Raw genomic sequence first — 24,724 nt, forward strand, 5'->3', positions numbered from 1 at the left:
ACCCACCTCCCCCCGGCGTTTCCCCCACCCCCGAACGGGTGAGAAAAGGCACAGGCCGCACACCAGGAGACCGCCCCGGGACCCAGAACACATGCAACCACCCCTGCAAGCCCGCCAGCCACGTCCGCAAAGACTCCGGATGACGCTCCATCGCCGGGACACACGGGCGCGCGGGCAGCACCACCCCTACCCGCAGCACCGCAGGGTGAGCGACATGGGTGAAGGAAATCCCGATGATCCGAGGCGGCTCAGGCAACCGCCGGTCCAGCGTCCTGCGACGGTTCGTCGACGCCCTCGCCTGCCGACCGCCCCGCGCCTGCCCCCAGGCGCAGGACCCCGCACGTGAAGGGCGGCCGGTAGCCTCATGCCGCGGGGCTGACCACCACCGACTCAGCCCCGTAGCGGCCGCTCCCTGCTACTCACGTCACGCCACCGCGCGGCGGGCCAGGCCGAGCTTGCTCAGCACGGTGGTCCAGTCGCTGACCATGGCGAACAGAGTGGCTACTGCCCCCCGGTCCAGCGCAGACGGACGGTCGGCCAGATCCTGAATCAGCCCGGGTGCCGTGCCCAACGACGGAGCGTGTCACCCCGCACGCTCCTGAGGCCCCCGGTCTAGACGGAAGGTCACCGCGGCCGGCCAGCGTGACGGGATCGGCCATCGCGATCACCAGACCGAGACCTGCGACGAGGCCGGCCCCGACGTCATCGTCCAGGTGGTCACCCACTCGGCGCCTCAGCAAGACATCGACGCCCTTGACCACATCCACGAACAGCCGACCCGGCAGGCCTTTCAGCCTGTCGAGCACATCGTCGACGGCAGGGGATGTCACTCCGGACAGCAACCGTCCGGCGCCCGTGAAGTGGGACAACCCTGTGCCAGGCCGGGTCCGTGACGACCCGCAGACCGCCCAGCGCCCGGGCTTCACGAAAGAGGACTCCCATATCAACTGGGACACCCGCACCGCCGGCTGTCCGTCCCGTTCCCTCGCAAGGCCTGCCGGGAACCGGGACACCGCCTGAAGCACACCTGAGCGTCGATGCCAAAGGACGCCGCATCTTCCTACTGCCAGAAGTCCAGCAGAAGATCCAAACGCAAGTCAGGAAAGTCCAGAACACCAGCAATTGGTAGCAGCGTTATGTCATCCACGCGGGTTGCGAAGCAACGGCGTCTGAAACGGTCCACGCTCGCGGCCTGCGTCATTGCCACTGCTTCGGACTGGCAAAGACCCACGTCCAACACATGCTCCCAGCCGCCGGACCCAACATGTCCGCCTCAGCGAACGCTTCCCTCAGGCACTACACCGGCTTGTCCACCTCGCCACCCCCACCAACCTCCCACCCACCGGGAGCGGGTGCGGCCACCCAAGGTGACGGCGCTCATGGGGGGAGTTCAGTCCCCGGTCCGCCGACCTGGCCGACGGTGGGACGGGTGGGGTGTGACGAAGGGACCGGCCGTTTCCGGCCGGCCTCAAGGGCGGGTACGACGGTGGTCTCGCGGTCGGCATCATCGAGTGCTGACCGGCGCCGCCACCCTAGAGTGTCACAGCGTCGCGGTCGTCTCCTTCCCGGACGCGCTGCCCGCGAGCCACTGGTCCCATTCCAGGTTGAAGTCGGCGTAGCCGTTGTCGGCCTCGGCTTTGGCGCGGGACGAGCCGGTGATGGTGACGGGGTCGCCCTGCTTCACCTGGCTGTAGAACCACTTGGCGTCCGACATGGACAGGTGGACGCAGCCGTGCGAGCCGCGGGCGCTGCCGCTGCCCGGGGTGGGGTCGCCGGTCGAGTAGTGCACATATGTGCCGGACTCGGTCAGATGGATGTCCCAGGGCAGCGTCAGGTCGTAGTAGTTGGGGCTGGACTTGTCGCAGCTGATGCCGACGCTGCAGGAGGTCATGTGGACCTTCTCCTGCTTGTCGATGACGGCCATCGTGCCGTTCCACGTCGGATACTGAGGGCTGCCCGCGTTGATCGACAGGGTGCGCAGCAGCTGGCCGTTCCGGGTCACCTTCATGGTGTGGCCGGTGACCGACACATCCGCGCGCACATCATCGCCGATCGTGAAGGCATGCGTGTAGTTGCGCACGCCGTAGCGTCCATTGCCGTTGCTGACACCCTGCATGTCAACGTCGACCTTCACCTTGGTACCGGAGGGCCAATACGTCTGCGGCCGCCAGTCGACGCGCGTGCCGTCGCTGAACCAGTGCCAGGCGCCGACGACCGGCTGCGAGGCGCTCACCTTCATGTGCTTCTCCACCGCGGCCCGCGCCTTTGCCGCCACCGGGTTCGCGAAGACCACCGAGACCGGCATGGCCACGCCGACCGTGGTCCCCGTCTGCGGGGTGATCGTATCCAGCAGCATCGGCGGGCCCGCAGGCTTCGTCGGCGTGGGAGAGGCGCTCGCACCCGGCTTGCCCGACGCCTTCGCGTCGTCCCCGCTCGCCTTGGCACTGGCACTCCCGCCGCAGGCACTCGTGCCCACCAGCATGGCACCCGTGACGAGTACGATCCCTATGCCGCCCTTACGCCGTCCCACGACCTGCCCCGCTCTCTCGCTCTTCGGCCCTGATGGGCCCGACTCCCTGTCGGACAGCGAAGGCATGGCTTGCAGTTGCGTCCGTCGCGTAAAACGTGTCCCAAAACTCGGTGCGCGCCGCCGGGCCGGACGCCATGACGGGCGCGCCGTCGTCGCCTCCAGAGCGCGCCGGGTTCGGGGAATTGGGACGCATTACTGAAGGCCGGCGGTATCGGCCGGCGTACAGAGCGGCTCCTCAAACGCAGGCCTTCGGCCTGTTGGAATCGCTCGGTCAGGGCGGTGGTGTGCGCGCAGGAACCCGTGCGTGCTCCAGTCGCGGCCTGGGGAGCGGGGACTCGGCGCCGCGCGCCTTGCCGCGGCGGCCGGCCCGCCTTTGCATCTGGCCGAAGGCTGCGCCGGACCTGTCGTCGGGTACGGCGACGAACACTGCCGAGGACGGTGTCTGGCAGGGCGTCGGCAGCCTCCGCGACGTCACCGAAATGGCGTGACGGCTGCCATGCCAAGCGGCTCCGATCACGCTTGCTCGGTCCTGTCCGGCGGACCAATGCCTTCGGCTGGTGAGCCCCGGGCAGTGATCCGCAGCACGCGGCTGGGAACAGGGCGTCAGGCCATGGGGAACTTGGCAACGTACTCGTCGAAGGGCTCGATGCCGACTTCGGTACGGAGTTCATTCATGCGCTCGGGCTCTTCGCAGGGCCACGGAATCGGTGCCCCGTCCTTCACCCCGGCGATCTGAGTGCCGTAGACCTGCTTGCGGCCCTCATTGACAAGCGTGCGGTCGCGCAGGAAGGCCAGCTCGCGCGGGCTGGCCGAGCCTGCCGACACCGCCCGCTGCATCAGGTGGAGGGCGCGCCGCTGAACGTCGAGCTGCCGGTCGGCGTGCTGGGCGATCAGCCATGCTGCGCGTGCGGCTTCCTCGCCGACCATTTCTGCCGTCGGCCAGCCGTACTCGTCCATGATCTCGCCCAGCCGGTCACCGTGTCGGGCGGTCAGTCGCCGCCAGGCCAGCTGCTCGGCGGGCTCATCGCTGTTCGCGCGGACTGCGGACTGGTGATCGGCCGCAGCCATGTCCGTGAGCTCCACGGCCAGCGCGGCAACGTCGTGTGCCACTTTCAACTCCCAGGTCAGATCGGCGGTTGTGCCCGTTGCCCGCAAGCCTAAAGGTGCAAATCAGGCGTAAAGATCATTCCGGAGGACGGTGACAGGCACCTCGCCGCACGGGGATAATGGATCTACCCCCGAAGCCAGAGCTGGATCGCTACGACAGTCGCGGTGCCCTGGAAGACATGGGCACGCGCTTGTCGAACCTCGTGGCCACGGCCCGGAAGTTCTTGAGGGCGTTGCTAGTCCGCTCAACTTCATTGCTTCGCTCGCAGATCGGCTTGTCGAAGCCGACGGGTCGGCCGCCGCGGCTGCTGCGGCGCCTTCGGTCGGCCCGCTGGTTGCCCGGTTCGGGGATGGTGTGTTCGATCTGCCGTCTGTGCGGGTAACGGCGGTTGCGGCGGCGAGGAGTACGCCTTGTCACCGCCGAGATGATCCGGTCGGGTGCGGGGATGTCGACCGCCGAGGCGGCCAACGCGGATGCGTTTCCAGGACGGGGATGAGCTGCGGGGCATCGCCCGACTGGCCCGGAGTGATCAGCAGGGCCAGTGGACGGAGCCTGCCCTCTACGGCGAGATGGATCTTGCTGGTGAGGCCGCCCCGGGAGTGTCCGAGCCCCTCGTTGGGACGGTGATGTCGGGGCGTGTGTCTTTTCCCGGCACTCGCGGGGGTCTCCTGCGCGCACCGGCGGCATGTTGGTGGGCCCGGCAGGAGGTGGAGTCCGCACTCACCATGGACCGGTCGATACGGCCTTCCGTGTCGGCGTCGGCCAGGACGGCCGGAAAGACCGTGTCCCATGTGCCGTCGGCCGACCAGCGTCTGTGTCGCTCATACATGGTCTTCCACTTGCCGAAACGCGCGGGCAGATCCCGCCATGGCACCCCGGTGCGCTGCCGGAAGAGGATCCCGTCAATCGCCCTGCGATGGCTCGCCCAACGTCCGCCCGGCTGGCCGGACTTCGGCAGGCGCGGACGCAGCCGTGTCCGTTCGTCGTCCGCGAGATCTCCCCGACCATAGACATGGCAACGGCTCAAATCCGAGGCAGTCACATGCTCCGCCGGACGAGGCCCAGGCAGCCGGTATCGGGCCAACGGCCGCCCGTTAGGGTCGAGTCCGTGAACATCAGCGACCTGGAGGAGCTCTCCCACGCTTGGGAAGAGATCCGTGCAGAATACGACACCCTCTCCGACGCCGAGTACGACCAGAAGGTGCTCCACTGTGCCGCGGGCCTCGCCGCCGACCCGGCCGGAGAGTTGGCCTATGCCTGGACGCTCGGCCTGGTGCTGATGGCCCCCTACCTCGGCTACGCGATCGACGACACCGGCAAGCCCGAAGCCGTCGCCGCGCTGCGGGCCGCCGACGGCGCACTGCACAGCCGTCCCTGTGCCCATGACGAGCACCCCTATGAGGAGCACGAGGAGGAATTCGACCTCGACCTCGCCGAGCAGCTCCGCGGCCTGGCGGACCCGGCCGCGGAGTGGGACGAGAACCACTCCCGGGAGGTATGGCTTTGCCCGAGCAACATCGCGGGCTTCGCCCGCATCGCCCTGGACATCATCGAACCCGGCTCCGTCCGCGACGTCCCGCCCCGCCTGCCGGTCGGCACCGAAGACAAAGTCAGGAGGCTCGCCTCGGTGCTCCACGGTTACCCCCTGGCGGGAACAGACGTTGAATGGGAACTCACCGCCGCGGCGCTGGACCTCTCCCACGCCACTCCGGAGGACCGGCCCGGACACCTCCTGACCGTCCAAGCCGTCACCTCCTACGTCACCTCCGACTGGTTCGAGCAGATCCCCGTGCTCGACGAACTCATCGGCGCCGTGGAGAAGACACTGCCCCACTACGCACAGGCCACCTGCGACCACGACCAGCACGCTGAGCCGCCCCACCGGTCCCGGGAACCCGGCGAACTCGGCATCGTCCTCTCCTCACCGGGCGGGCGGGCCCTCTACGAGCTCGACCGCAATGAGGACGAGGACGCACCGCTGCAGAACCTGCTGTGCCCGGTCGCCCTCGCCTCGATCGCCGAGGAATCGCTGCACCGCCTGCGCTCGCGACGCGCGTGGCTCACGTCAGGCCAGACGGCGTCCCCCGCCCCGGCACAGGAGTAGCCCTCGTCTGCTCGCCAGGACCAGGCGATGGGCCGCGAGACCTCCACACCCGTCCTGCTTGAGAACCACTCGGTTAGAGCTGCGTCATCACAGCAGGCTCGTCTTGTGTGCCAGCGCTGACAGCGCCTGAGTTCCCGATCAGCGGGCCGCCAGCACCAACACCACGAAGCCGATGACCAGTACCAGGCCCAGCGTCACACGCATGGGACCCACTCCCGCGAAATCGCCTGATGACCCACGACGTCGCAACGAGGAGATCCAGATGAAGCCCTGCGAGTCCCCAGTGTGATGGTGGTGCTGGAGGTTGCCGTGATGGTGATGCTGGGAGTTGCCGTGGTGGCCCAGACCGCCACTGTGATGATGCCCGCTGAATCCACCCCCGTGGTGGCCGCCCCCGCTGAACCCTCCACCGCCGTGCATAGTGTTCACCCCGTCGTTCGTGATCCGATTCTTCACCGCCCCTGCCCCGATTTCGGCGGTCAACACCTGAACCGGCGAGATCACGACCGAGAACCGGGGCGCTGTGCGTCCTGCCGCAGAACCCCTTCGGCTACGGCACCGGACGCAATGGTGGCAAGCTTGCACGCCCAGCCCGAGCATCTGCACAAGATCGTGGCGTCTGGCGGGACGGACATAAACGGCGGAGGTCTCCCTACGGGAAAAGCCACCTGCAGCGCGGTCTGGCTTGCGGGCACGACGCAAGCGGTCGTCCTCCGGGTAGTGCTTCCGGGCTTCAGCCCTTGATTCGGCCGCAGTGCTGGTACGTCACGTCGGTGACGTACCAGCACTGATGGGTCGCCGTAACGCTGCGGAGCCGGGCTGTCGCTGAGTTGAGGGGGGTCAGTGCGCGTGGGCCAGGGTGCGGTTCGACCAGACGTCGGGGATGTCGATGCGGTGGGTGGCACGCAAGGCGGTGCTGCGGCTGTTGGCGTAGTTCTGGTCGACCTGGGCGGCCTCGGCGGCGTCCGGTTTGGCGTTGGTGCAGGAGGTGCCCGGGCCGTGGCCGGACATCAGTTCGGAGCAGGGGCCGCTGTAGTCGTCGGGGAGTCCGAAGATGTGCCCGGTCTCGTGGGCGGCGACGCGGGTCGCGTCGTACCCCTCGTTCAGGGCTTCCTGTCCGAGGTCGACCTCGCCCTTGCTGCTGCCGGGGAAGATGGGGCCGAGGGTGGTCTGCGGCCAGCCGTTGGTGGCCACGTAGGTGTAGTCGGCCGAGCTGGATGAACCGGCCTTACGCAGCTGCACGTTGTGCTCCGCGGCGTTCCAGTTGGCCACGGCCCGGTCGATCGCACTCCCCCAGGAGCCGGCCCGGCTGTCGTCGTAGGTGAGGGTGACGACGGCGGCCGGGCGCGGTTGCGCGGCGGTGTGTGCGGGTTGGGCCGACGCGACGCCGACGGTGGCGGCCAGCACGGCCGGGACCAGCGCCGCCGTGGCGGCTATGCGTGTACTCATGGGGCTGATGCGCCTCCTTTAACCGCTAGTGCTACTACAAGGTTCATCTGTCTTACCACGAACATGACAAGCTCTAACAAGGGTGCGGGGCGAATCGGCCGAGCTGGCAAAGGAACTGACGTCGACCCAGCCCACGCCCCACATCGCCTTCGCCGACCCCCCCGGCGCGGAACGCCTCCCCCTTCAGGCCCGGGCGCGGTCGCGGTCACAGAGACCAAACGCATTCACACGGCGGCCGTGCTGTTCAGCTCAGGCCGGAGGTGGGTGGAATCGTATTTCGGTGGGGAGTTGGTGGGTGAGGGTCTCGCCAAGGGGGGTCGGGACGACCGGTGTGGCCGATGCCGAGTTGGGCAGCCAGGTCTGTGACATGGAGGCGGGCGGCGGCCTCCAGAAGCTGGGCGTAGGTGTCGGTGGCGCTGCGGACGCGGTACCTGGCGGCCAGGACGGGGGCGGCGGTGAGTGGGGCGGCTGGCCACGCGCGCCCGTCATGAGGGAAGTGCAGGAGCTGGTCGAGGAGGCACGCGCTGCCGGGCAGCACGTCGAGCTGGCCGTCGAGGGTGTGTCCGGGCAGGCCCCCACCACGTACCGTCTGGCCGTGTACCGCATCGTCCAGGAAGCACTGACCAACGCCCGCAAACACGCCGACAGCGCCGCGGTGCGGGTACACATCGACTACGGGCCTCCCGCCACCCTCGTAGAGGTCACCAACACCCCCGGCACTCCCCGCCCGGGCACCGTCGACTCCCGCTACGGACTCGTCGGTCCGCGCGAACGCGTCACCGCCCTGGGCGGCCGCCTCGACGCCGGACCCGCCGGTGCCGGTGCCTGGCCGGCTGGGCGCCCGCATCCCCCACCCCGCCGACAGCGAACAGAACGGCACCCTCACATGATCCGCGCCATGATCGTCGACGACGCCCTCGTCCGCCCGGGCCTGGCCGACCTCCTCGAAGGCGACCCGGGCATCGACGTGGTCGCCCAGGCCACAGACGGCCTCCACGCCGTCGAGCAGGCCACCGCACACCGCATCGACGTCGCACTCGTGGACGTTCGCATGCCCCGCATGGACGGCATCACCGCCACCACCCGGCTACGGGCCCTTCCCCACCCGCCGAAGGTCATCACCCTGACCACCTTCGACCTCGACGAATACGTCTACAACGCCCTCGCCGCCGGAGCCGACGGCTTCCTCCTCAAAGACACCGACCCCGCCGAAATCCTGCGCGCCGTGCACCTCGTGGCCGCCGGCTCCGCCATGCTCCACCCCACCGCAGCCCGCCGGCTCATTGACCGCTACCACGCGACCACGCAGCCCGAGGCCACCGCGGCCCAAGCCCGTCTGGACCAGCTCACCCCACGCGAACACGACGTGCTCGCCCTCCTCGCCCGCGGCGATAGCAACGCCGACATCGCCGCTCACCTCGCCATGTGCGAAAGCACCGTCAAGGCCCACGTCAGCCGCATCCTGGCCGCACTCGACGTCACCAACCGCGTCCAGGCCCCTCTCCTGGCCCGCGACGCTGGACTCACCAGCTGAGCAGACGATCCGCCCGCCGGCCGATCGTGTCACCGACACCATCGGCGACCCCGAACCCGTCGGCCCGCCGGTCTTCTCTCGGGCTAACGCGACGCTGCGATCATGGGTCCCCGCCGATCAGCCGGCGTCACCATCAGGCTTGCCAGCAGCCGTTTCCGTGAGAGCCTGCGGCGCCACGGCGGCAACCGGCTGACGGTCCGTCGAATCTTCCGGCGGGCTGTTTCAGCCATGCCGCAACGGGGGTGAACCCTCACTCAGGGGATTCAGCCACGTTTACGTAAGGGCCCCTCAGTCAGTGGGGCCTGCAACAGACCCCCACTCGCCCAGGGAAGTGGCGTGGGTGAGGGCCTGTGTTCGGCGGTAGGGATCTCAGTGCGGGTGGTCTCCGACAGCGGTCGACGCTGCCCGGGAGGTGGAGCGGCTGGGCAGGATCGCAAGGAACCTGCCAGCTTCCCGACCCGCACGGGCTGGGCCACGAGCTCCTGGGCACCGGGGACGGTCTCGTGTTCGACGGCATCTCGCAGTGGTGGCTCGACGACATCGCCGAGGGGGGCGACAACCACACCACCGACCTGGAGAAGGCCGCCCTGTCGGATCTGCTGGAGAGCTTCGTACGACAGATCCGCAAGCTGGCTCGGGAACGAAATCAGGCCGCAACGGCGGCGGACGAGGCCCGTCAAGCCCTCGCCAGGCCACCGATCATCCTCTGCCCGCTGCCGACGATCCCACGGCGGCGCCCAGGGTGCCGAACAGGGACCCCGTAGGTGCTCGCGCCGCCGCGCGAGGAGGCCGGCTCCCGCACTGATGCCCGGCCTCATTCCGCCAGCGCGCGAAGCACATTTCGTCGGTGAGCCAAAACCGCCTGCGGGGCCAAGACGTCGAGGTGAGCTCAGTCGAGGACGTGTCGCAGATAGGACTGTGGGTCGGTGAGATAACGGCGCCAGTGATCGACGAGGGCAAGGTCGTCCCAGGCCGCCCGGCGCAGACCGTGCTCGCCGATCTCGATGATGTCTGCCCCGGGCAGCGCCGTCAGGAGCGGAGAGTGGGTGGCACAGATGACCTGGCCCCCCTTCTTGCCCAGCTGGTCGAGATGCCCCAGCAGTTCCAGGCATGAGGCGAACGAGAGCGCCGCCTCCGGCTCGTCCATCACGTACAGCCCCGGCTGGATGAACTGGCCTCGGAAGGCCGCGAGAAAGCCCTCCCCATGGCTGAGCGAATCCGGCTCGAACCCTTCCCGGCTCAACGCGTTCAGGGCCGTCTCGGCGCGCAGGAAGAATCCTTTGCGGGCCGACCAGCTCCTCAGCATGCGTCGCCCGTGCGGCGCCGCGTCAAAGCGGATCCGCTCGCCCAACACCGACTTGGGGCGGTCAGGGGCATAGCGCCAGTTGTGCGAGCCGCCCCAGGAGTCCAGACCGAATCCCTCCGCAAGGGCTTCGACCAGGGTTGACTTACCCGAACCGTTCTCTCCGACGAAAAACGTCACCGGGGCGGTGAAGCGCACTCCGTCCGCCAGGAGCGCACGTACACAGGGAACAGACCACGGCCACTCCTCCTGGGATGAAGCCCCATGCACGTACGCGCGTTCGATGATCACGGGGCGAGTGTCGCACAGGACTGTTGACGCACGAGTCAGCCCAGCCCTCGGCCGCCGCAGCCTGGGTTTGTTATCAGGCCTCAGAAGACAGCGACGCGCGGCTGGCTGCCCCCACCGGCATTCCGTCACTGCTCGCACCGCATTTCGTCTGTAGCCCGCCGTGAGCCCCGGTGGCGAGATCTTCTCCGGTGGGCGCATCCCCCGGCTACGGCTGTGGGCGGAGGAACACTGGCGGCTCGCCTGCTGGACCACGACCGACGACGGGCAGGCCACCGAACGCATGCCCGTCCCCGCTGACCTCTGTACAGCGCGCCTGCGCCCGTGCCGAGGCCCGCAGCCGGCGGGCGGCAGGCGGCAGGCGGCAGGCGGCAGGCGGCCCAGCCGGACCTCCTGCCCGGTCGGCTTCGCCGACGCCGACAGCGGTGATCACCCAGCCGTCCGCCGACGGGAGCCTGGTGGCCCCCGTACCATCCGAGCCGCCGGCGCCTGGCCGCCGACAGAGACCGCCCCGGCGCCCGGCACCAGCAACACCGACCCCCGTAGACCGCCCCGCCCGGCGTGGACCAGGTCTCCCATGCGCAGCCGGCCGCAAACATTCCTCCCAGGCCTGAGCACCCGTCAACCGCCCCTCCGGCAGGCGGCACGCCTCGGTCCGTACGGCCGCTGCCACCCTCCCGCCGCCCGAGCCGAACGAAGGCGGGCGGCGGTGGGCGCTGCGACGGTGGCTGAAGCGCGTACGACGGCCGTAAGCCTCGACCTGATGGGAGTTGTTGAGAAAATCACCAGGTGCGCGCTTCGTCACCCAGACAGTCGCGCGATCAACCAGAGGTTCCTGTGCGGGCGATCCGGTACAGCACACACCGGCGAAGCGGCCCCTCGGGCACGCTGGGGTCCTCGAAATCGTCGGCCGGATCCCGGGTCATGCCGATCCTGCGCATCACGGCCTGGGAGCGAAGGTTGTTGACGGTCGTGGACGCGACCACTTCCGTCAGGCCGAGGGTCCCGAAGCCGAAAGCCAGGCAGGCCAGGGCGGCCTCGGTGGCGTAACCGTGGCCCCATGCCGAACGCCTCAACCGCCATCCGATATCCACCCCCGCGAACGGCATGTCCTCGCCCACCTCGTCCAAGCCGGCACGGCCGATGAACTCACCTGTCTCCCGCTCTTCGAGCGCCCACCATCCAAAGCCTCGCTCGTCGAATTCGGCTTGCATGAGTGCCACCGCGGCATCGCTTCGCTCCCGCGTGAGCAGTTCCCCCAGGTGCTCCCGGACTTCGGGATCGGCGTTCATGGCCGCCCACGGTTCGAGGTCGGATTCCCGCCACCGGCGCAGCAGAAGACGATCGGTTCGCAGCTCTGGCATGCCACCCAGCCAACCCGAACCAGATCAGGTTGTCGATCGGTTATGCCGAGCCCTGCGGTGCCTGCCCATGCCGTGCCCGCCGCGCGGATCCTCACGGCCCACACGCCCCTGTGGGGCAGCATCCTGGTCGACGTCGAGACTCACCAGCTCATCGACGTCCTGCCCGACCGGACCTCCGAAACACTGGCCTCGTGGCTGCGCGAGCTGCCGGTGTCCAGGTCGTGTGCCGGGTCCCTGACGGTGGGAACCGACGGGCGCTTGACGCTTGTCCCTTGCTCTTGCCCGAGGTGGTGATGAGCTCGCGCCCGCACCCGCCACGCGCTGCTGCAGCGGAAGGGAGGTGCGCCCCTTCGAACTGCCGGGGCGGGGCGGCGCGACGTGGTCGTTCTCGTGGCCTGGAGCGGTTGCGCGAGGCCGGGTGAGCGGCCTGGCGGAGCTCAGTCGCGGGGCAGGAGAAGGCGGGAAAGGGTGGCGGTGGCGAGCAGGAGGGTGGCGACGGCGAGGAGGCCTAGGCGCATGCCCGGGAGGGAGAAGCCGCCGCCGGGGCCGGAGAGCAGGCTGCCGAAGAGGGCGACGGCGAGCGCACCGCCGGTCTGGCGCAGGGAGTTGAGCAGCCCTGACGCGGTCCCCGCGCGCTCCCCAGGGACGGCGTCGATCAGCAGCGCGGTCAGCGCGGGTACCGCGAGTGCCCCGCCGATGCTCAGTGGCAGCAGCAGGAGCAGCACCAGCCACACCGGGGTGTGTGCGGCCAGCGGCAGCATGGCCAGCATGGCCGCGGTGAAGACCAGCTGCCCGGCGACGATCACCGGCCGTCGTCCGATCCACTCCACCAGGCGCGGCGAGACAAGGTTGCTCGCCGTCACCACCACCGACATGGGGACGAACATCAGGCCCGCCGTTATCCCCGACAACCCGCGCAGTTGCTGGTAGTACAGCCCGAGGAGGAAGATCCCGCCGTAGAAGGCGGCGTTGACGGCGAATCCGACCGCAAGCGGGACGGATACCTGGCGATTCGTCAGCATGGCCAGCGGGACCATGGGTTGGCGGTGCCGCGACTCCACCACTCGGAAGGCGAACCCGGAGGCGACAGCGAGCACGGCGGCGATCACCACGGGGAGACTCGTCCAGCCCAGGTGGCCGCCTTCGATCACCGCGAAGGTCAGCCCGGCCAGGGCCAGTACGGCGGTGACCTGGCCGGCGCCGTCGAGTGCGGCGGGCCGGCGCGGGGAGTGTGGCACGCGGACCAGCAGGCCGAGGATCACCACGCCCACCGGGAGGTTGAGCAGGAAGACCGCCCGCCAACTGGCGGACTCGGTGAGCAGCCCGCCCAGCACCGGTCCCGCGGCCATCGCCACCGAGCCGCCGACCGTCCACAGCGCGATGGCGCGGGCACGCTCCCGGGCGTCCTCGTAGGCCTGCCGGATCAGAGCCAGTGAGGCCGGCATCACGACCGCGGCGGCGCCGCCCTGCGCCACGCGAGCGGCGACCAGCACGCCGATACCGGGCGCGAGCGCGCATCCGAGGGAGGCAAGGGTGAACAGGGCCACGCCCCAGGCGTAGGCGCGGCGGGCGCCTGCGCGGTCGGCGATGGCGCCGGCGGAGAGCATCAAGGCCGCGAACATCAAGGTGTACGCGTCGACGACCCACTGCAGCCCGGCCATACCGCCGTTGAGGGAGTTCCGGATCGCCGGCAGGGCGATGTTCACGGCCGACACATCGATGGTGATCACTGTGAACCCGAGGAGCGAAGCGACCAGTGCGACGGGGGTGCGGGTGGGTGGCGCGGCTGGTCGGGCCCGGTCCGGCTGTCGTCGCGGGGACCCGGGCGCCGACATCTCGGGGTCGCGCCCGTGGGCGGGAGCAGTGGACGATGACGGAGAAGGGATGCCCGGCATCAGTGACCTCCTGGACAAGGCAAGGCATGGGTGACGGTGTTCATCAGGGACAATCGGGCGGGCGGCCGCAGTCCGTCGGGGCCGCGGACCGGTGTCTCGCACCCCCTGGGCCCCGGCGACCGGGCCGCCCGCTCCGGGATCAACTCTCCGCCCTCTCGTGACCGCCCGGCAGACCGCGCTGTACCCGGGGTGCGGCGTTCCAGGCCCTGACACGGCCCCCCACGGCTTCCGCTTGCCTGCCACAATGGGACGAATGGCAGCAGCAACGGACGTGCGGGGCACCGAACTCGGCAGATATCTCAAAGCCCGGAGGGCACAGGTGCGCCCAGAGGACGTCGGCCTCCCGGCCGGCGCGGGCCTGCGCCGCACTCCCGGACTGCGCCGGGAGGAGCTGGCCGCGCTGGCCGGGGTGAGTGTCGACTACTACATCCGCCTGGAGCGCGGCCGGGAGACCAACCCCTCGCCCGCCGTCGTGGACGCCCTCGGCCGCGCCCTGCGGCTACGCGGCGACGCTTATGAACGCCTGCACGAACTCGCGGAGCTGGCCTCCGGCCGGATCTCCGAGCTGCCGTCCTGCGCGGACCACACCGTCCGCGACTCGATCCTGCGGATGCTGGAGTCCCTACGCCCGCTACCTGCCTATGTGGTGAGCCGATACAACCGCGTACTCGCCGCGAACCCACCAGGCCGACGGCTGCTGCCCGGACTCTGGGACTGGCCGGAGCACCAGCGCAATGTGACCCGCTATCTCTTTCTCCACCCGGTCGGGCGGACGATCTATGAGCCGTGGGAGGACGCGGTCGCGCTTTCGGTGGCTCATCTGCGGGCAGTCGCCGGCGCCGACCCGGACGACCCTGAGCTGACCACGCTCGTCGGCGAACTGGTACTGAAATCACCGCAGTTCGCACGGCTCTGGGAGCGGTACGACGTCTGCGAGCGCGGCGGCGGGCAGAAGTCCTTCCTGCATCCGAAGGCCGGACCGATGACCCTGACCTACGAGATCATGCAACTGGCCCGGACAGGTGGCCAGCGGATGGTGGTCTACCAGGCACCCCCCGACACCCCGGACGAGCAAGCCATGCTCCGTCTGGAGTCTGCCGACACCCCACCGGAGTCGACACCCGCGGGCCACCCGAACCCGGCCCCGGAGCCCCGCCCCACCCGGTCACCGTCCCCAGCCCCCGCAACCTGACCCTGCGCCACCATCCCCACGCCTCTGACCATCAGCGGCTCCTGTGACGCACTCCGCGATCGTGGCGGGCACCGAGTTCCAGCACGGCGCCTCAGTACTTCTTCGCGCCGGCCATGATCGCCTCCCGGATACGGTGGTACGTGCCGCACCGGCAGACGTTGCGGATCTCGTCGAGGTCGGCCTCGGTGATCTCCCGGCCCTCCTCGCGGGCCTGGCGGACCTTGGCCACGGCGGTCATGATCTGGCCGGGCTGGCAGTAGCCGCACTGCGCCACATCGTGCTCCAGCCAGGCCTCCTGCATGGGGTGAAGATCCTTGCCGACGGTGGCGGGCAGGCCCTCGATGGTGGTGACCTCGTCGTCCGGTCCGACCGCGCCGACCGGCACCGAACACGGGTTGAACGCCTTGCCGTTGATGTGGCTGGTGCAGGCCTGGCAGACGCCCAGCCCGCAGCCGTACTTCGGTCCGGTGACCCCGAGGACGTCTCTGAGCACCCACAACAGCCGCACGTCGTCCTCGATGTCGACGGTCACCCGCTTGCCGTTGAGGATGAAGGTGTGTTCGGGCACGGCAACTCCTAGAAGGCGCGGTTGAGTCCGTCGGTCGGGGACGCGGGGATCGGCGGGGTGGTGGGCAGCGGTTCGAAGCCGAGCGGTCCGGCGTGGTTGATCGGGAAGCTCGTCGGCATGGTGCCGGTGGCGCGGCCGTAGGCGCAGGCTGCGGCGGCCGCCGCAGCCGCAACGGCCAGTTCCCCGGCCCCGCCGGGCCGCCCGGTGGTCGGCGGCATCACGACGATCTCCAGCTCGGGCGGGGCGTTCCATTGCCGGGTGTAGAAGTAGTTGTCCCAACTGCCTTCCAGGAAGTGCCCGTCGTCGAGATGGAGGCCGGAGCTGAGGGTGATGGCGATGCCGTCCATGATGCCGCCCATCATCTGTGCCTGAAGGCCCTGTGGGTTGACCGCCAGGCCCACGTCGACTGCGCACACGACCTTGGTGACACGGGGACCGGTGTAGGCGTCGCGGACCTTGCGGCCGGTGGTCTGCGGACGGCAGTCGATCTCGGCGAGGACGGCGACGCAGGCGTGGTACTCGGGATGCAGCGCGATGCCCTGCGCCATGCCGGCGGGCATGCTCCGGCCCCAGTTCCCGACGTCCGCCACCTTGTCGAGGACGGCCCGCACCCGCTCGTCCTTCACGAACTCGCGGCGGAACCGGTACGGGTCCTTGCCCATCCGCCCGGCCAGCTCGTCCACGACCAGTTCCTGCGCACAGCGCACGTTGGGCGAGTAGATGTTGCGCATGGAGCCGGTGTTGAAGCCCTTGTCGGTCTCGCTGAGCAACTGGGTGACGACGCCGAAGTCGTACGGCGTCTGCTGGCTGAGGGTGAAGATCGTCTCGGAGAAGGTCAGATCGCCGACCGGCAGCCGCGCGGCCTCGGAGGTGATGATCTCGCCGACACCGTGGCCGAAGTCGGTGGCGACGGAGGTGTGGCGCTGGTCGTAGGTGAGCACTTGGCCGAGGGCATAGGTGGCGCGCACCCGAGAGGTGGCCATCGGGTGGGTACGGCCCTGACGGAAGTCGTCGGTCCGGTGCCACATCAGCTTGACCGGCTTGCCCATAGCCTTCGAGATCTCGGCGGCCTCGGCGGCGGCGTCGTGGAAGAGCTTCCGCCCGAAGGAGCCGCCGCCCTCGGTGACATGGACCGTCACCGCCGAGACGGGCAGCCCCAGCTTCAGCGCGATCTGCTCCTGGGCGACGATCGGGGACTTCATGCTCCCCCAGATCTCGGCCGAGTGCTGCCGTACGTCGGCGATGGCGCAGTTGGTCTCCAGCGCGCTGTTGCTCGCGAAGTGGAAGGTGAACCGGGCATCGACCGACTCGGTCAGCAAGTCCAGTGCGGGGAGCGGAAGTTCAGCCCTTCTCAGCTCTTCGCGGATCGTGATGTCGGAGGCGCCCTCAGCACTTCCCGGCTCCCAGGAGACCTTCAGCGCGCGTACGGCGTCGATGCACTGGCCGAAGGTACGGCCGCGGACGGCGACCCCGGTGGACACGGTCACGACGTCGGTGATGCCGGGCATGGCCCTCACCTCGGCGAGGTTGTCCACCGAGCGCACGGTGCCGTTGATCGTCGGCGGTCGGCACACCATCGTCGGCTGGGCGTCGGGCACGTGCAGGTCCATGGCGAACTTCTTGCGCCCGGTCACCGCTTCGATCGCGTCGACACGTCCCTGAGCGGTGCCGATGACCTTGAAATCCGCCGCCTCCTTGAGTCCCACTGAGACCCGACCAGTCGTCACCGCTGCTGCCTTCTCGGCCAGTTCACCATAGGTGAGACTGCGACCAGTGGCCGAGGAGGTGATGACACCGGCCTTCGCCGTCAGGGTGTCCAGGGCCTCGCCGAGTTCCAGGGCGGCGGCCTTCAGCAGCCGGCCCCGGGCCACGGCGGCGGCGACGCGGATCGGCGTGAAGGTCGAGATCGTGGTGTTGGAGCCGCCGGTGAGCTGGTTGAACAGCAGCTCCGGCCGCGCGTCCGCGAGCGTGACCCGGATCCGCTCCAGCGGCAGGTCCAGTTCCTCGGCGATCAGCATCGCGCTGGACGTCGTGATGCCCTGCCCGACCTCCGCCCGGGGCAGCGCGAAGGAAGCCGTGCCGTCGGCGTCGATCCGGATCGTGATCAGGTTGGCCGTCGGCAGCGTCGCATGGGTGAGCATGTCGTTGAGGTCGTAGATCTCCGCCGGACCCGGCACGGACGGGACTACGGCCGTCGCCTCGTTGGGCGCGAGCACCGCCTCACCGAGTTCGGCGGCCACGGTGAGCGTCGAGGCGGCCAGCACATAGCCGAGGAATCTCCGCCGCCCCAACCCGACCGCAGCGGGTTCTTGCCGCCCCCGTCGCGCAGATGGGGTTTCCATGTCCGTCAACTGTCCTCCCAGCGGCGCGCATTGCCTGCTTGCACCACGGCCCCTTGCGGTGCTTCCAGTCCCTGTACCCGCATGAGGATCTCCCTGGTCGCGATCACCGGCAAGACCTTCGTCGCACTGCACCCGCCCCCGATGACGACGCGGTCGCAGGTCTCACGTGAACTCCTTCGATCCGCCATGTCTTGTACACACGCCCCATTGGTGCGGCCTCGGTGCGAACCGCCTCCGGAGACTTCACCGTTCACCACGGGTCGCGGTCACAGGCAGGCGGTGGGGAGGGCGACGCGAGACTGTGCTGGTGAACCATCGCGCCGGGCTCCGCTGCGCGCGTGAGGACGCAGCCGAGGGTCGGCGACCGGGTCGTCGAACTGGTCGGCTGCCTGCTGACCGAGGTCGACCGGCTCGCGCGTAGGCCCTCACCGACGAGATTCCCCGGGGGCCAACCCCCGCACGCCGAGAGCCTCTGCTCCGCCGGGACCAGTTGCGGACTGCGGTCCGCGACAACCTGGCCACGATGTTCGCCGCACCGTGGGGGCGGCCCACGACGCTGGAGGCGCCGCTCGCCGCCGGGCGACTCAAGGTGGAACAGGGCAGCCCGCCGCCCGCGCTCCCGTATGCCCACCGACTGGCCGCGCGGTGCATACGAACTGCCAGTGGTGTTTCAAGGGCGGAATCGGTCCTGCGGCCCGAGCCGTCAGGACCCGGCGTCGGCGCGTGTGACGAGGTCGGCAATGCGGGCCCACATCTGCGGCGGGTTGGAGTACATCGGGAAGTGGGCGCAGTGCTCGATCTCGGCGAGTTCGACGCCGCCTTCAGCCAGGGCGGAGAGATAGGACAGGGTGTCGTTCTGCTCGCCCTACATGAACATCTTCGGTGCGGGCAATCCGAGGAACCGGTCGAGTAGTTTGCCGTGATCGGAGAGGTCGACCATGGACTCGAAGATGGCCCGCACCGCTCCGGCGCTGACCTTGTGGGGAAGGCTCGACGCGTACAGCGCGCCGCCATAGAAGCGTGACCCGCCGACGCGTTCGGCGAACCGGGCCAGGAACTCGTCGGGATCGTCGTGAGAGTGGGTGACGATCTGACGGCTGAGGAAGCAGTCCTCGGGGGCGACGTTGCCTTCGATGTTGGTGAAGCTCGCGACCCTGCCGGGGTCACCGTCGGCGAGCAGGAGTCCGGTCAGGCCGCCCATCGAGTGCCCGACGACGTGGAACCGGTCGATCTGCCGCGCCTGGAGGACCTGCTCGGCGACGGAAACGAGGAAGGGGATGGAGACGGCACCGAGGTCCGAACAGGTGCCGGCGCCGCAGCCGGGTGTGTCGTAGGCGAGGACGGGGCGGTCGGCGAACCGTTCCTGGTGGACGACGTCCGCGTAGTCCTCCTTGGTCGAGCCGAAGCCGTGGAGGAACACCAGGGGCGTGCGAGGCCGGCGACGCCGACCGGCTCACCGATGGAGCGCTGCTGCAGCCTGCCCCGCCCCGTGGCCGGGACCGAGCCTCGCGAAAACACCGGGAAGCCCAGCTCACGGGCCTCCGCCACGTCGCGGCACACGCCGTCGGCGACGACACCGCGGACCCCGCGCCGGGCCGCGCCCAGGCTCAGGATGCCGCCCCAGCACGACACGTCGGTGCGGCCCTGGTTGTCGACGACGATCACGCTCTGCTCGTCCGCGGTTTCGATGGCCGTGGTGGCGATGTGGGCTGCGGCCGAGCCTTCGGTGCGCGGTTCGAGCCCCACGGTGACGGCGAATCCCACGACAGCCGCGGGGCCCCACACCGGACGGATGCCGCCGACTCCGGAGGGAAGCCCGAACTGGTCGAGCGCGTCGCTGACCGCGGCGGAGTCGAGCGCCGCGAAGCGGTCCAGGAGAGGTGAGTTGCTCATGGCTTCCACTTCAACAACGTCACGATATAGCTGGAAGGTCCGATTTCCTCCATCAGTAAGAGGCTGCTCAAATCATGGTCGAGATCCGGCAGGCCAGGTACTTCGTCGCGGTCGCCGAAGAACTCCGCTTCGGACGTGCGGCGCAGCGGCTGCAGATGTCCCAGCCGCCGCTGTCCCAGGCGATCAAACAGCTCCAACAGCGGCTCGGCTGCGAACTGCTGCACCGCAACCAGCGGTCGGTCGCCCTCAGCCCCGCCGCGGCCGTGTTCCTGGACCACTGCCGCGCCCTGATCCGGAACGCCGAGGAAGCCGAAACCGCTGCCCGGCAGGCCGCCACCGGACGCGGCGGACGACTGAACCTGGGCGCCGTCGCCTCGTCCTTCTCCTGGCCCCTGCCACTCGTACTGGAGCGATTCCACGAGGCCCTGCCGGACGTCGAGATCCGCACCCAGGAGATCGACACCCACGAGGCCGCAGCGGGGCTCCTCGACCGCTCGCTCGACTGGGCGATCGTGCGCCAGACCGCCCCCGTGCGCGGCGCCACGGCCATCTCGCTCTTCGCCGACCGGTTCGTCGCGGCTCTGCCCCTCCACCACCCAGTCGCCGATGCGACCGGGCCGCTGGCCCTGGCGGACCTCGCTGGCAGACCGTGGGTATGGCTCCACCGCCACATCTCGCCCGACTGCCACGACGCCATGGCGACCATGTGCCGAGCGGCCGGATTCAGCCCGATCCCGGCCCACTGGGCACGGTCGGTGTCCTCGCAGATCGCCATGGTCGAGTGCGGGCTCGGCGTCACCATCGTGCCCGCCGCGGCGTCCGCGTCACGCCCCGCCGTCCGTTTCAGACCGCTCCGTCACGCGACGGCGACCATCGAACTCACCGCCATGACAAGAGCCAGCCCCGGTGCGCCGGCCGAACGCCTCACAGCCATGGCAACCCAACTGACCACGGCGCAGACACCGCCGCGGCACGACTGACTTCTGATGGCGGGCGTGCTCGCGCGGGGTAGGTTCATCCCCTTGGGCCCCGAGGACGAACACGGATCCGAGACCCTCGGCCGTGAAGAATCAGCCGCTCGCAGCCCAGCAAGCTGACCGTCACCTGCATGCACACGTAGACAGGTAGACAGTCTCCAGTTCGGACAGATCTGGGCAGCCGGACCTACGCGCTCTGTCAGCCGACGTGAAGGATTCGAAAGCGATCGGGTTCCGCCGGATCCCGATCAACAACTTGGACTGCCGCCCAAGCCCATTGCCAAACGCTGATGCCCGGCGCGCGGGAGAACTGGATCTGCCCGCGGGTACCTTCGACGGCCACGCTCGGCCAGGATTCCGCAATGTGCGCCCGGTCCGCGCCGTGAGAACGCAGCACATCGGCGAGGACGGTGACCGTGTCGTAGCCCTCGAATGCGACGAAGGAGGGCGCTTCGCCCAGCCGCTCGTGAAGGGCCGTCCGTACTCGTGCACCAAGTGGGCTGAGGCGCTCGGGCAGGTACCGCAAGAACGGGATCGCGGCGCCGTCGCCGCCCAGCAGCGCCGCCCATTCGGCGAACTCCGGTTGCCCGGCCGGAGCACCGATCATCAACTCGGCGAGGCGCTGGTCGCGGCGGACAGCCCTGACGATCGACACTGCCGGCTCCGGGTGGCCAGTCAGAAGGAGGAAGGTTGTCGCGCGATGGCGGACGAGTTCGTCGCACACGGCCGCGGGGGCGAGCGCGCCCATGTCGAGTTCGATGACGGTGCCGCCGCGCGGAGCAAGGTAATCCCGCAGAATGCGGGCACCAGATGCCCAATAGACACTCGGCTGGGCTGCTACGGCGATACGACTGTGGCCCGCGCCGAGAAGGAAGTCCGCGTAGATCTGCCAGCCGTGGGACTGCGCCGGACAGAGGCGCGCGACCCATTCCGTCGGCTGTTCGGTGAGCGCATCGAGAACCGCGGACGAGCAGAGGAACGGCAGGCCGAGGGCGTCGGCCCTGGCGGCAGCGGCGCGCGCGACGACGCTGTGATACTCCCCCGCCAAAGCAGCCACGCCCAGGCGAGCCAATTCATCTACGGCCGCCGCGGCCCTCTGTGGATCAGCCGCGGTGTCTCGGACCACCAGTTCGAGTGGACTCCCGACGATCCCGCCGGCGTCATTGACTTCGCGAACAGCCAGCTCAAGTCCAGCGAGCAAGTGTTGGCCTGCCTCGACCCAGCCAGGCCGAGTCAGAGGAACGAGAGCACCGATCTGCACTGATGATCCGTCAGCCCACTCCACTCCAGGTGACGATGGTGGTGACGTATTCATGCGCTGGCGTCTCCCGTGTGACGAATCGGTTGCAGTTTGCCCGGATCGCAGGGCGGCAAGGCCCGGTGGTACGCGTCCATCTCATCTCGCTGTGGCGGACGCACCTGCGCGATCATGCCGGACATTGCATCCACCACCATCGCCAACAGGCAACCGATTATTGAATCAGCCCACTCGGCTCGTCTTCCACCACAGCCCCTCTCCATCGGCCTCGACCAGCAGCAACATTCCTGAGCCGCCGACGCATGCGACACCCAGGTAGGCGTTACTGATTCTCGCCAACATTCCGCAGTCAGTCGATTGCCATCCGCTGCCAAAACTCCTCGACAACCATTCCTCATGGTCAGTCTCTGGCTCAACTTGTGAGTTCTGTCGCTGATTTGGGGGTGAGAGGCGGCTGCGGGCGGGTGGGCATCACCTGGGTGTGATGGATGCGGTACGTGTTGCTGACATTCTTCTCCCAGGTATCGGGGTGCAGGTCGGGCAGGTGGCAATTGGGGAAACCGAGATCCCGCTTGTTGCGCGGTCGCTGGCGGACCGTCCTGTCGCTGGCCGACAGGTACGACTTGATCTGCAAGCGTTGTCGTCTTGTTTGTGTGAACGACCGTTGTTCTCAAAGGACGTTCGCCGAGCAGGTCCCGGCTCTGACTCTGTTCTTGGGAGGACACGCGGGAGCACGTCTGTCCGGGCGCACGACCGGTCCTCGCCCGGTGTGGCGTGGGTGAGGCGGAGGGAAGACATCCCGGTCGGGCATGTGCTTTCTTCGCGGTCTCCTGTCGCCAGAGGATCTGTCAGTCTCCGCGCCTAGGCTGTCCGCACGGACCGGCATCAAGGAGCAGTGCAGTGCGGATAGAACGTCACCAGGTAGCCGACGCAGTCGTTTCGGCGGCGCGCGAGGACTTCGTGAACCGGATCGGGCGAGAGGTCCGGTCCATGTCGAAGGCCGGACGCATGACCACCTACGAGTGGCAGTCCATCGCCGACGAGTTCCTCGACTACCTGGGCGGCCTTTCCGCCGAGACGCCCAGCCTCGACGCCCCGGAGGCCAAGGCCGCCCTTGAGGATGCTGCCGAGGCCGCCGCCGGTGCCGTCGCCTACGCGGCGTACTACCCACACTGCACCTTCCAAGTCTTCCTCAACTACGTGAACTTCGGCATCAGCTACGACGCCCGCGACGGGGGCGGCGCCGACGGGGTGGAGGGCAGCGTCACTCCCGGCGAATGGATCGACGCGTTCTGCCTCGCCGTCCTCACCGGCAAGACCGCGCTGCACGGCGAGGCCTTCCACTTCGCTCGCGAGGAGTTCGCCGAGAAATCCAAGGGCACCCCGGCTGGTGAGCTCGCCACAGGGTTCATGGCACAGGTCCTAGGCGACACCGGAAACGACGAGGACGGGTACCCACCGAGTGCGCAGGCGAAGCTCGCTGCCCTCGACGCCGCGCTGGCCCGCCTCCGCGGCCGCGAGGAGGAGACCGGCGAGAGCGTTTTCGACCGGCCGGAGAGCGTGGCACTGAAGATGTTGCGCGCCATGGCCGCCGAGGACCGGGATGCCTTCAACGCGGGTCTGGCCGCCCTCCTGCTCCCGCACACAGCCCTGCACGGTCCCGGCGCCTCCGCGCGGAGTCTCCTTCCGCTGCTGCCGCTCGGGCTGGCCGCGCTCGCGTACCGGACGCTGGGCTGGATGCCGGCCCTCCACAGCGACTACCTCCCGCACGCCCTGGTCACGGGTTTCGAGACCCGCGGCCCGAGGGTTGAGGGCTTCGGCCGCAACCGGCGTCAGGACGCCATCGCAGCGCTGGCAGCCGGTCCTCTGGTGGTGGAGCGGCCGGTGTCCGAACGCACCGTGCACCCGGATACCGAGGCCGGCTTCGACGAGTACACCCGCGAGGCCCTCACCCCGAAGGAGGGAAAACCCCTTGCCGTATGGCGGCTCGCGAGCGCCATCCGCTACCAGGAGCTCCTCTTCAAATGGCGTGCCGGAAACTCCGCAGCCGTCACCGACGCCCAGCTGAGGAACCTGCGCCTGGCCTCCCAGATGGGGGCGGCCCTGTTCCGCATCGCCCTCGCGGAGCCGGGTACCGAGGCCGAGGTGACCATCGACGGGCAGAATCTCCGCTACCCGGCCGCCCGGGACGAGGAAGCGGGCCCTGGCGCCTGGGAGAACGCCACCGCCTTCGCCCTGATCACCGGCGTGCGCGAGGACCTCGCGCCCCTGGTCCTCGCCGGCCCCACGGTGGCCGCCAAGGATGGCTCGGCCTTCGCCGCCTACCGGGAGGCCCTCCACGCCTACCTGACGGGCGTTGACCCGGAGGCAACGGCGGAACGGGCGCTGCTTGAGGTGGAGAAGGCCAAGGACTGGGGCTTCTTCCCGCCGCCCGCGGTCCTGCTGTCGCAGCTCGTGGAGGGCGATGAGGAGAGCTTCAACCTGGCGCTGGCCGACGCCCTCGAAGCCCACCGTGACTACTACCAGGTCGGCGACCGCACCGAGGACGCCGACGCCACAATCAACCTCAACGTCCTCGCACTGGCCTGCCACGCCCGCCGCCGGGGCTGGAACATCCGGGTCGAGTCCCCCTACCTGCCCGAGCGTCTCCTCCAGGCTGCCGAACGCTTCTAGGCCCTGGCCGTTCGCACACCGAAGTGATGGACAGCTTCCAGCCCTGTCCATCACTTGGGCTCGCGTGTCCAGCCCGGCGACTCGGGGACGGCAGTGACTGCGCCGGCCAGAGCCAGCGGGGCGGGCAGAGCGGAAGGGCAGCACCGGGACCTCCTGCGGGGCCGTCAACAAAGGTCGGCGGTCTTTCGCACGCCCCGGGACCAGCGGGAACAGCACTCCGTGGAGTGTGTCGGTCTGCCTCACGAA

Annotated in this window: 18 protein-coding genes and 3 pseudogenes; 6 read left to right on the forward strand and 15 right to left on the reverse strand. The window is 69.1% G+C overall.

Going from position 1 to position 24,724, the window contains the following annotated elements; translation table 11 throughout:
- Window positions 1-424: 424 nt before the first annotated feature.
- The 4 genes and pseudogenes from AV521_RS49905 to AV521_RS47275 form a co-directional block, all read right to left on the reverse strand.
- Window positions 425-571 carry a hypothetical protein gene (locus AV521_RS49905; protein WP_179023847.1) on the reverse strand — a complete coding sequence of 49 codons (147 nt, stop codon included), beginning with the start codon at window positions 569-571 and terminating at the stop codon, window positions 425-427.
- Window positions 572-1,540: 969 nt separating this feature from the next.
- On the reverse strand, window positions 1,541-2,530 hold the full coding sequence (locus tag AV521_RS43600; RefSeq protein WP_256725962.1) for an Ig-like domain-containing protein: 990 nt from the start codon (window positions 2,528-2,530) through the stop codon (window positions 1,541-1,543).
- A 603-nt stretch (window positions 2,531-3,133) separates the two neighbouring features.
- Window positions 3,134-3,640: a DUF6624 domain-containing protein gene (locus AV521_RS43605; RefSeq protein WP_076097371.1), complete on the reverse strand. Its 507-nt coding sequence runs from the start codon at window positions 3,638-3,640 to the stop codon at window positions 3,134-3,136.
- A 122-nt stretch (window positions 3,641-3,762) separates the two neighbouring features.
- Window positions 3,763-4,665: pseudogene (locus AV521_RS47275) on the reverse strand (IS5 family transposase).
- Between the two features lie 81 nt (window positions 4,666-4,746).
- On the opposite strand from AV521_RS47275, the gene AV521_RS43620 reads away from it, so the two are divergent.
- The gene (locus AV521_RS43620; protein ID WP_076097373.1) at window positions 4,747-5,742 is read left to right on the forward strand and encodes a hypothetical protein; all 996 of its coding nucleotides are present in this window, start codon (window positions 4,747-4,749) and stop codon (window positions 5,740-5,742) included.
- Between the two features lie 138 nt (window positions 5,743-5,880).
- Here AV521_RS43620 and AV521_RS43625 read toward each other — a convergent pair whose 3' ends face one another.
- Together AV521_RS43625 and AV521_RS43630 are read right to left on the reverse strand one after the other, a co-directional pair.
- Window positions 5,881-6,246: a hypothetical protein gene (locus tag AV521_RS43625; protein ID WP_076097375.1), complete on the reverse strand. Its 366-nt coding sequence runs from the start codon at window positions 6,244-6,246 to the stop codon at window positions 5,881-5,883.
- A gap of 336 nt (window positions 6,247-6,582) precedes the next feature.
- Window positions 6,583-7,191, reverse strand: coding sequence for a snapalysin family zinc-dependent metalloprotease (locus AV521_RS43630; RefSeq protein WP_076097377.1), 609 nt, complete (start codon window positions 7,189-7,191; stop codon window positions 6,583-6,585).
- An 886-nt stretch (window positions 7,192-8,077) separates the two neighbouring features.
- On the opposite strand from AV521_RS43630, the gene AV521_RS43635 reads away from it, so the two are divergent.
- A complete protein-coding gene (locus AV521_RS43635; RefSeq protein ID WP_076097438.1) occupies window positions 8,078-8,725 on the forward strand; it encodes a response regulator transcription factor in 648 nt (215 codons plus the stop codon).
- 503 nt (window positions 8,726-9,228) lie between these two features.
- Complete coding sequence (locus AV521_RS43640) at window positions 9,229-9,489, forward strand: hypothetical protein (RefSeq protein WP_076097380.1); 261 nt, start codon at window positions 9,229-9,231, stop codon at window positions 9,487-9,489.
- 125 nt (window positions 9,490-9,614) lie between these two features.
- Here the strand turns inward: AV521_RS43640 and AV521_RS43645 are convergent, their stop codons facing one another.
- The 3 genes from AV521_RS43645 to AV521_RS43660 all read right to left on the reverse strand — a co-directional run bounded on the left by AV521_RS43645 (window position 9,615) and on the right by AV521_RS43660 (window position 13,410).
- A complete protein-coding gene (locus AV521_RS43645) occupies window positions 9,615-10,319 on the reverse strand; it encodes an AAA family ATPase (protein WP_076097383.1) in 705 nt (234 codons plus the stop codon).
- 818 nt (window positions 10,320-11,137) lie between these two features.
- Window positions 11,138-11,680: a GNAT family N-acetyltransferase gene (locus AV521_RS43650; RefSeq protein ID WP_076097385.1), complete on the reverse strand. Its 543-nt coding sequence runs from the start codon at window positions 11,678-11,680 to the stop codon at window positions 11,138-11,140.
- A gap of 437 nt (window positions 11,681-12,117) precedes the next feature.
- The gene (locus AV521_RS43660; RefSeq protein ID WP_371917115.1) at window positions 12,118-13,410 is read right to left on the reverse strand and encodes an MFS transporter; all 1,293 of its coding nucleotides are present in this window, start codon (window positions 13,408-13,410) and stop codon (window positions 12,118-12,120) included.
- Between the two features lie 418 nt (window positions 13,411-13,828).
- On the opposite strand from AV521_RS43660, the gene AV521_RS43665 reads away from it, so the two are divergent.
- Window positions 13,829-14,767 carry a helix-turn-helix domain-containing protein gene (locus AV521_RS43665; protein WP_079249712.1) on the forward strand — a complete coding sequence of 313 codons (939 nt, stop codon included), beginning with the start codon at window positions 13,829-13,831 and terminating at the stop codon, window positions 14,765-14,767.
- Window positions 14,768-14,858: 91 nt separating this feature from the next.
- On the opposite strand, the gene AV521_RS43670 is transcribed toward AV521_RS43665, so the two are convergent.
- The 4 genes and pseudogenes from AV521_RS43670 to AV521_RS53080 form a co-directional block, all read right to left on the reverse strand.
- Window positions 14,859-15,335: a (2Fe-2S)-binding protein gene (locus AV521_RS43670; RefSeq protein ID WP_076097393.1), complete on the reverse strand. Its 477-nt coding sequence runs from the start codon at window positions 15,333-15,335 to the stop codon at window positions 14,859-14,861.
- An 8-nt stretch (window positions 15,336-15,343) separates the two neighbouring features.
- On the reverse strand, window positions 15,344-17,677 hold the full coding sequence (locus AV521_RS43675; protein ID WP_076097395.1) for a molybdopterin cofactor-binding domain-containing protein: 2,334 nt from the start codon (window positions 17,675-17,677) through the stop codon (window positions 15,344-15,346).
- A gap of 865 nt (window positions 17,678-18,542) precedes the next feature.
- A pseudogene (locus tag AV521_RS51920) lies at window positions 18,543-19,103 on the reverse strand (alpha/beta fold hydrolase); the annotation flags it as partial.
- A 17-nt stretch (window positions 19,104-19,120) separates the two neighbouring features.
- Window positions 19,121-19,570 (reverse strand): annotated as a pseudogene (locus AV521_RS53080) (RraA family protein); the annotation flags it as partial.
- Between the two features lie 74 nt (window positions 19,571-19,644).
- Between AV521_RS53080 and AV521_RS43690 the strand changes: the two are divergent.
- Window positions 19,645-20,550, forward strand: coding sequence for a LysR substrate-binding domain-containing protein (locus AV521_RS43690; protein WP_076097397.1), 906 nt, complete (start codon window positions 19,645-19,647; stop codon window positions 20,548-20,550).
- Between the two features lie 196 nt (window positions 20,551-20,746).
- Here the strand turns inward: AV521_RS43690 and AV521_RS43695 are convergent, their stop codons facing one another.
- Both AV521_RS43695 and AV521_RS48940 read right to left on the reverse strand, forming a co-directional pair.
- Entirely contained in the window at window positions 20,747-21,862 is a 1,116-nt protein-coding gene (locus AV521_RS43695; protein WP_076097399.1) for an ABC transporter substrate-binding protein, read from the reverse strand.
- Between the two features lie 355 nt (window positions 21,863-22,217).
- Window positions 22,218-22,439, reverse strand: coding sequence for a hypothetical protein (locus tag AV521_RS48940; protein ID WP_143658751.1), 222 nt, complete (start codon window positions 22,437-22,439; stop codon window positions 22,218-22,220).
- Window positions 22,440-22,795: 356 nt separating this feature from the next.
- Between AV521_RS48940 and AV521_RS43700 the strand changes: the two genes are divergently transcribed.
- Complete coding sequence (locus AV521_RS43700; protein ID WP_079249716.1) at window positions 22,796-24,478, forward strand: immunity 49 family protein; 1,683 nt, start codon at window positions 22,796-22,798, stop codon at window positions 24,476-24,478.
- The last annotated feature ends 246 nt before the right edge of the window (window positions 24,479-24,724 follow it).

The organism is Streptomyces sp. IMTB 2501, assembly GCF_001953885.1.
Taxonomy (GTDB): Bacteria; Actinomycetota; Actinomycetes; order Streptomycetales; family Streptomycetaceae; genus Streptomyces.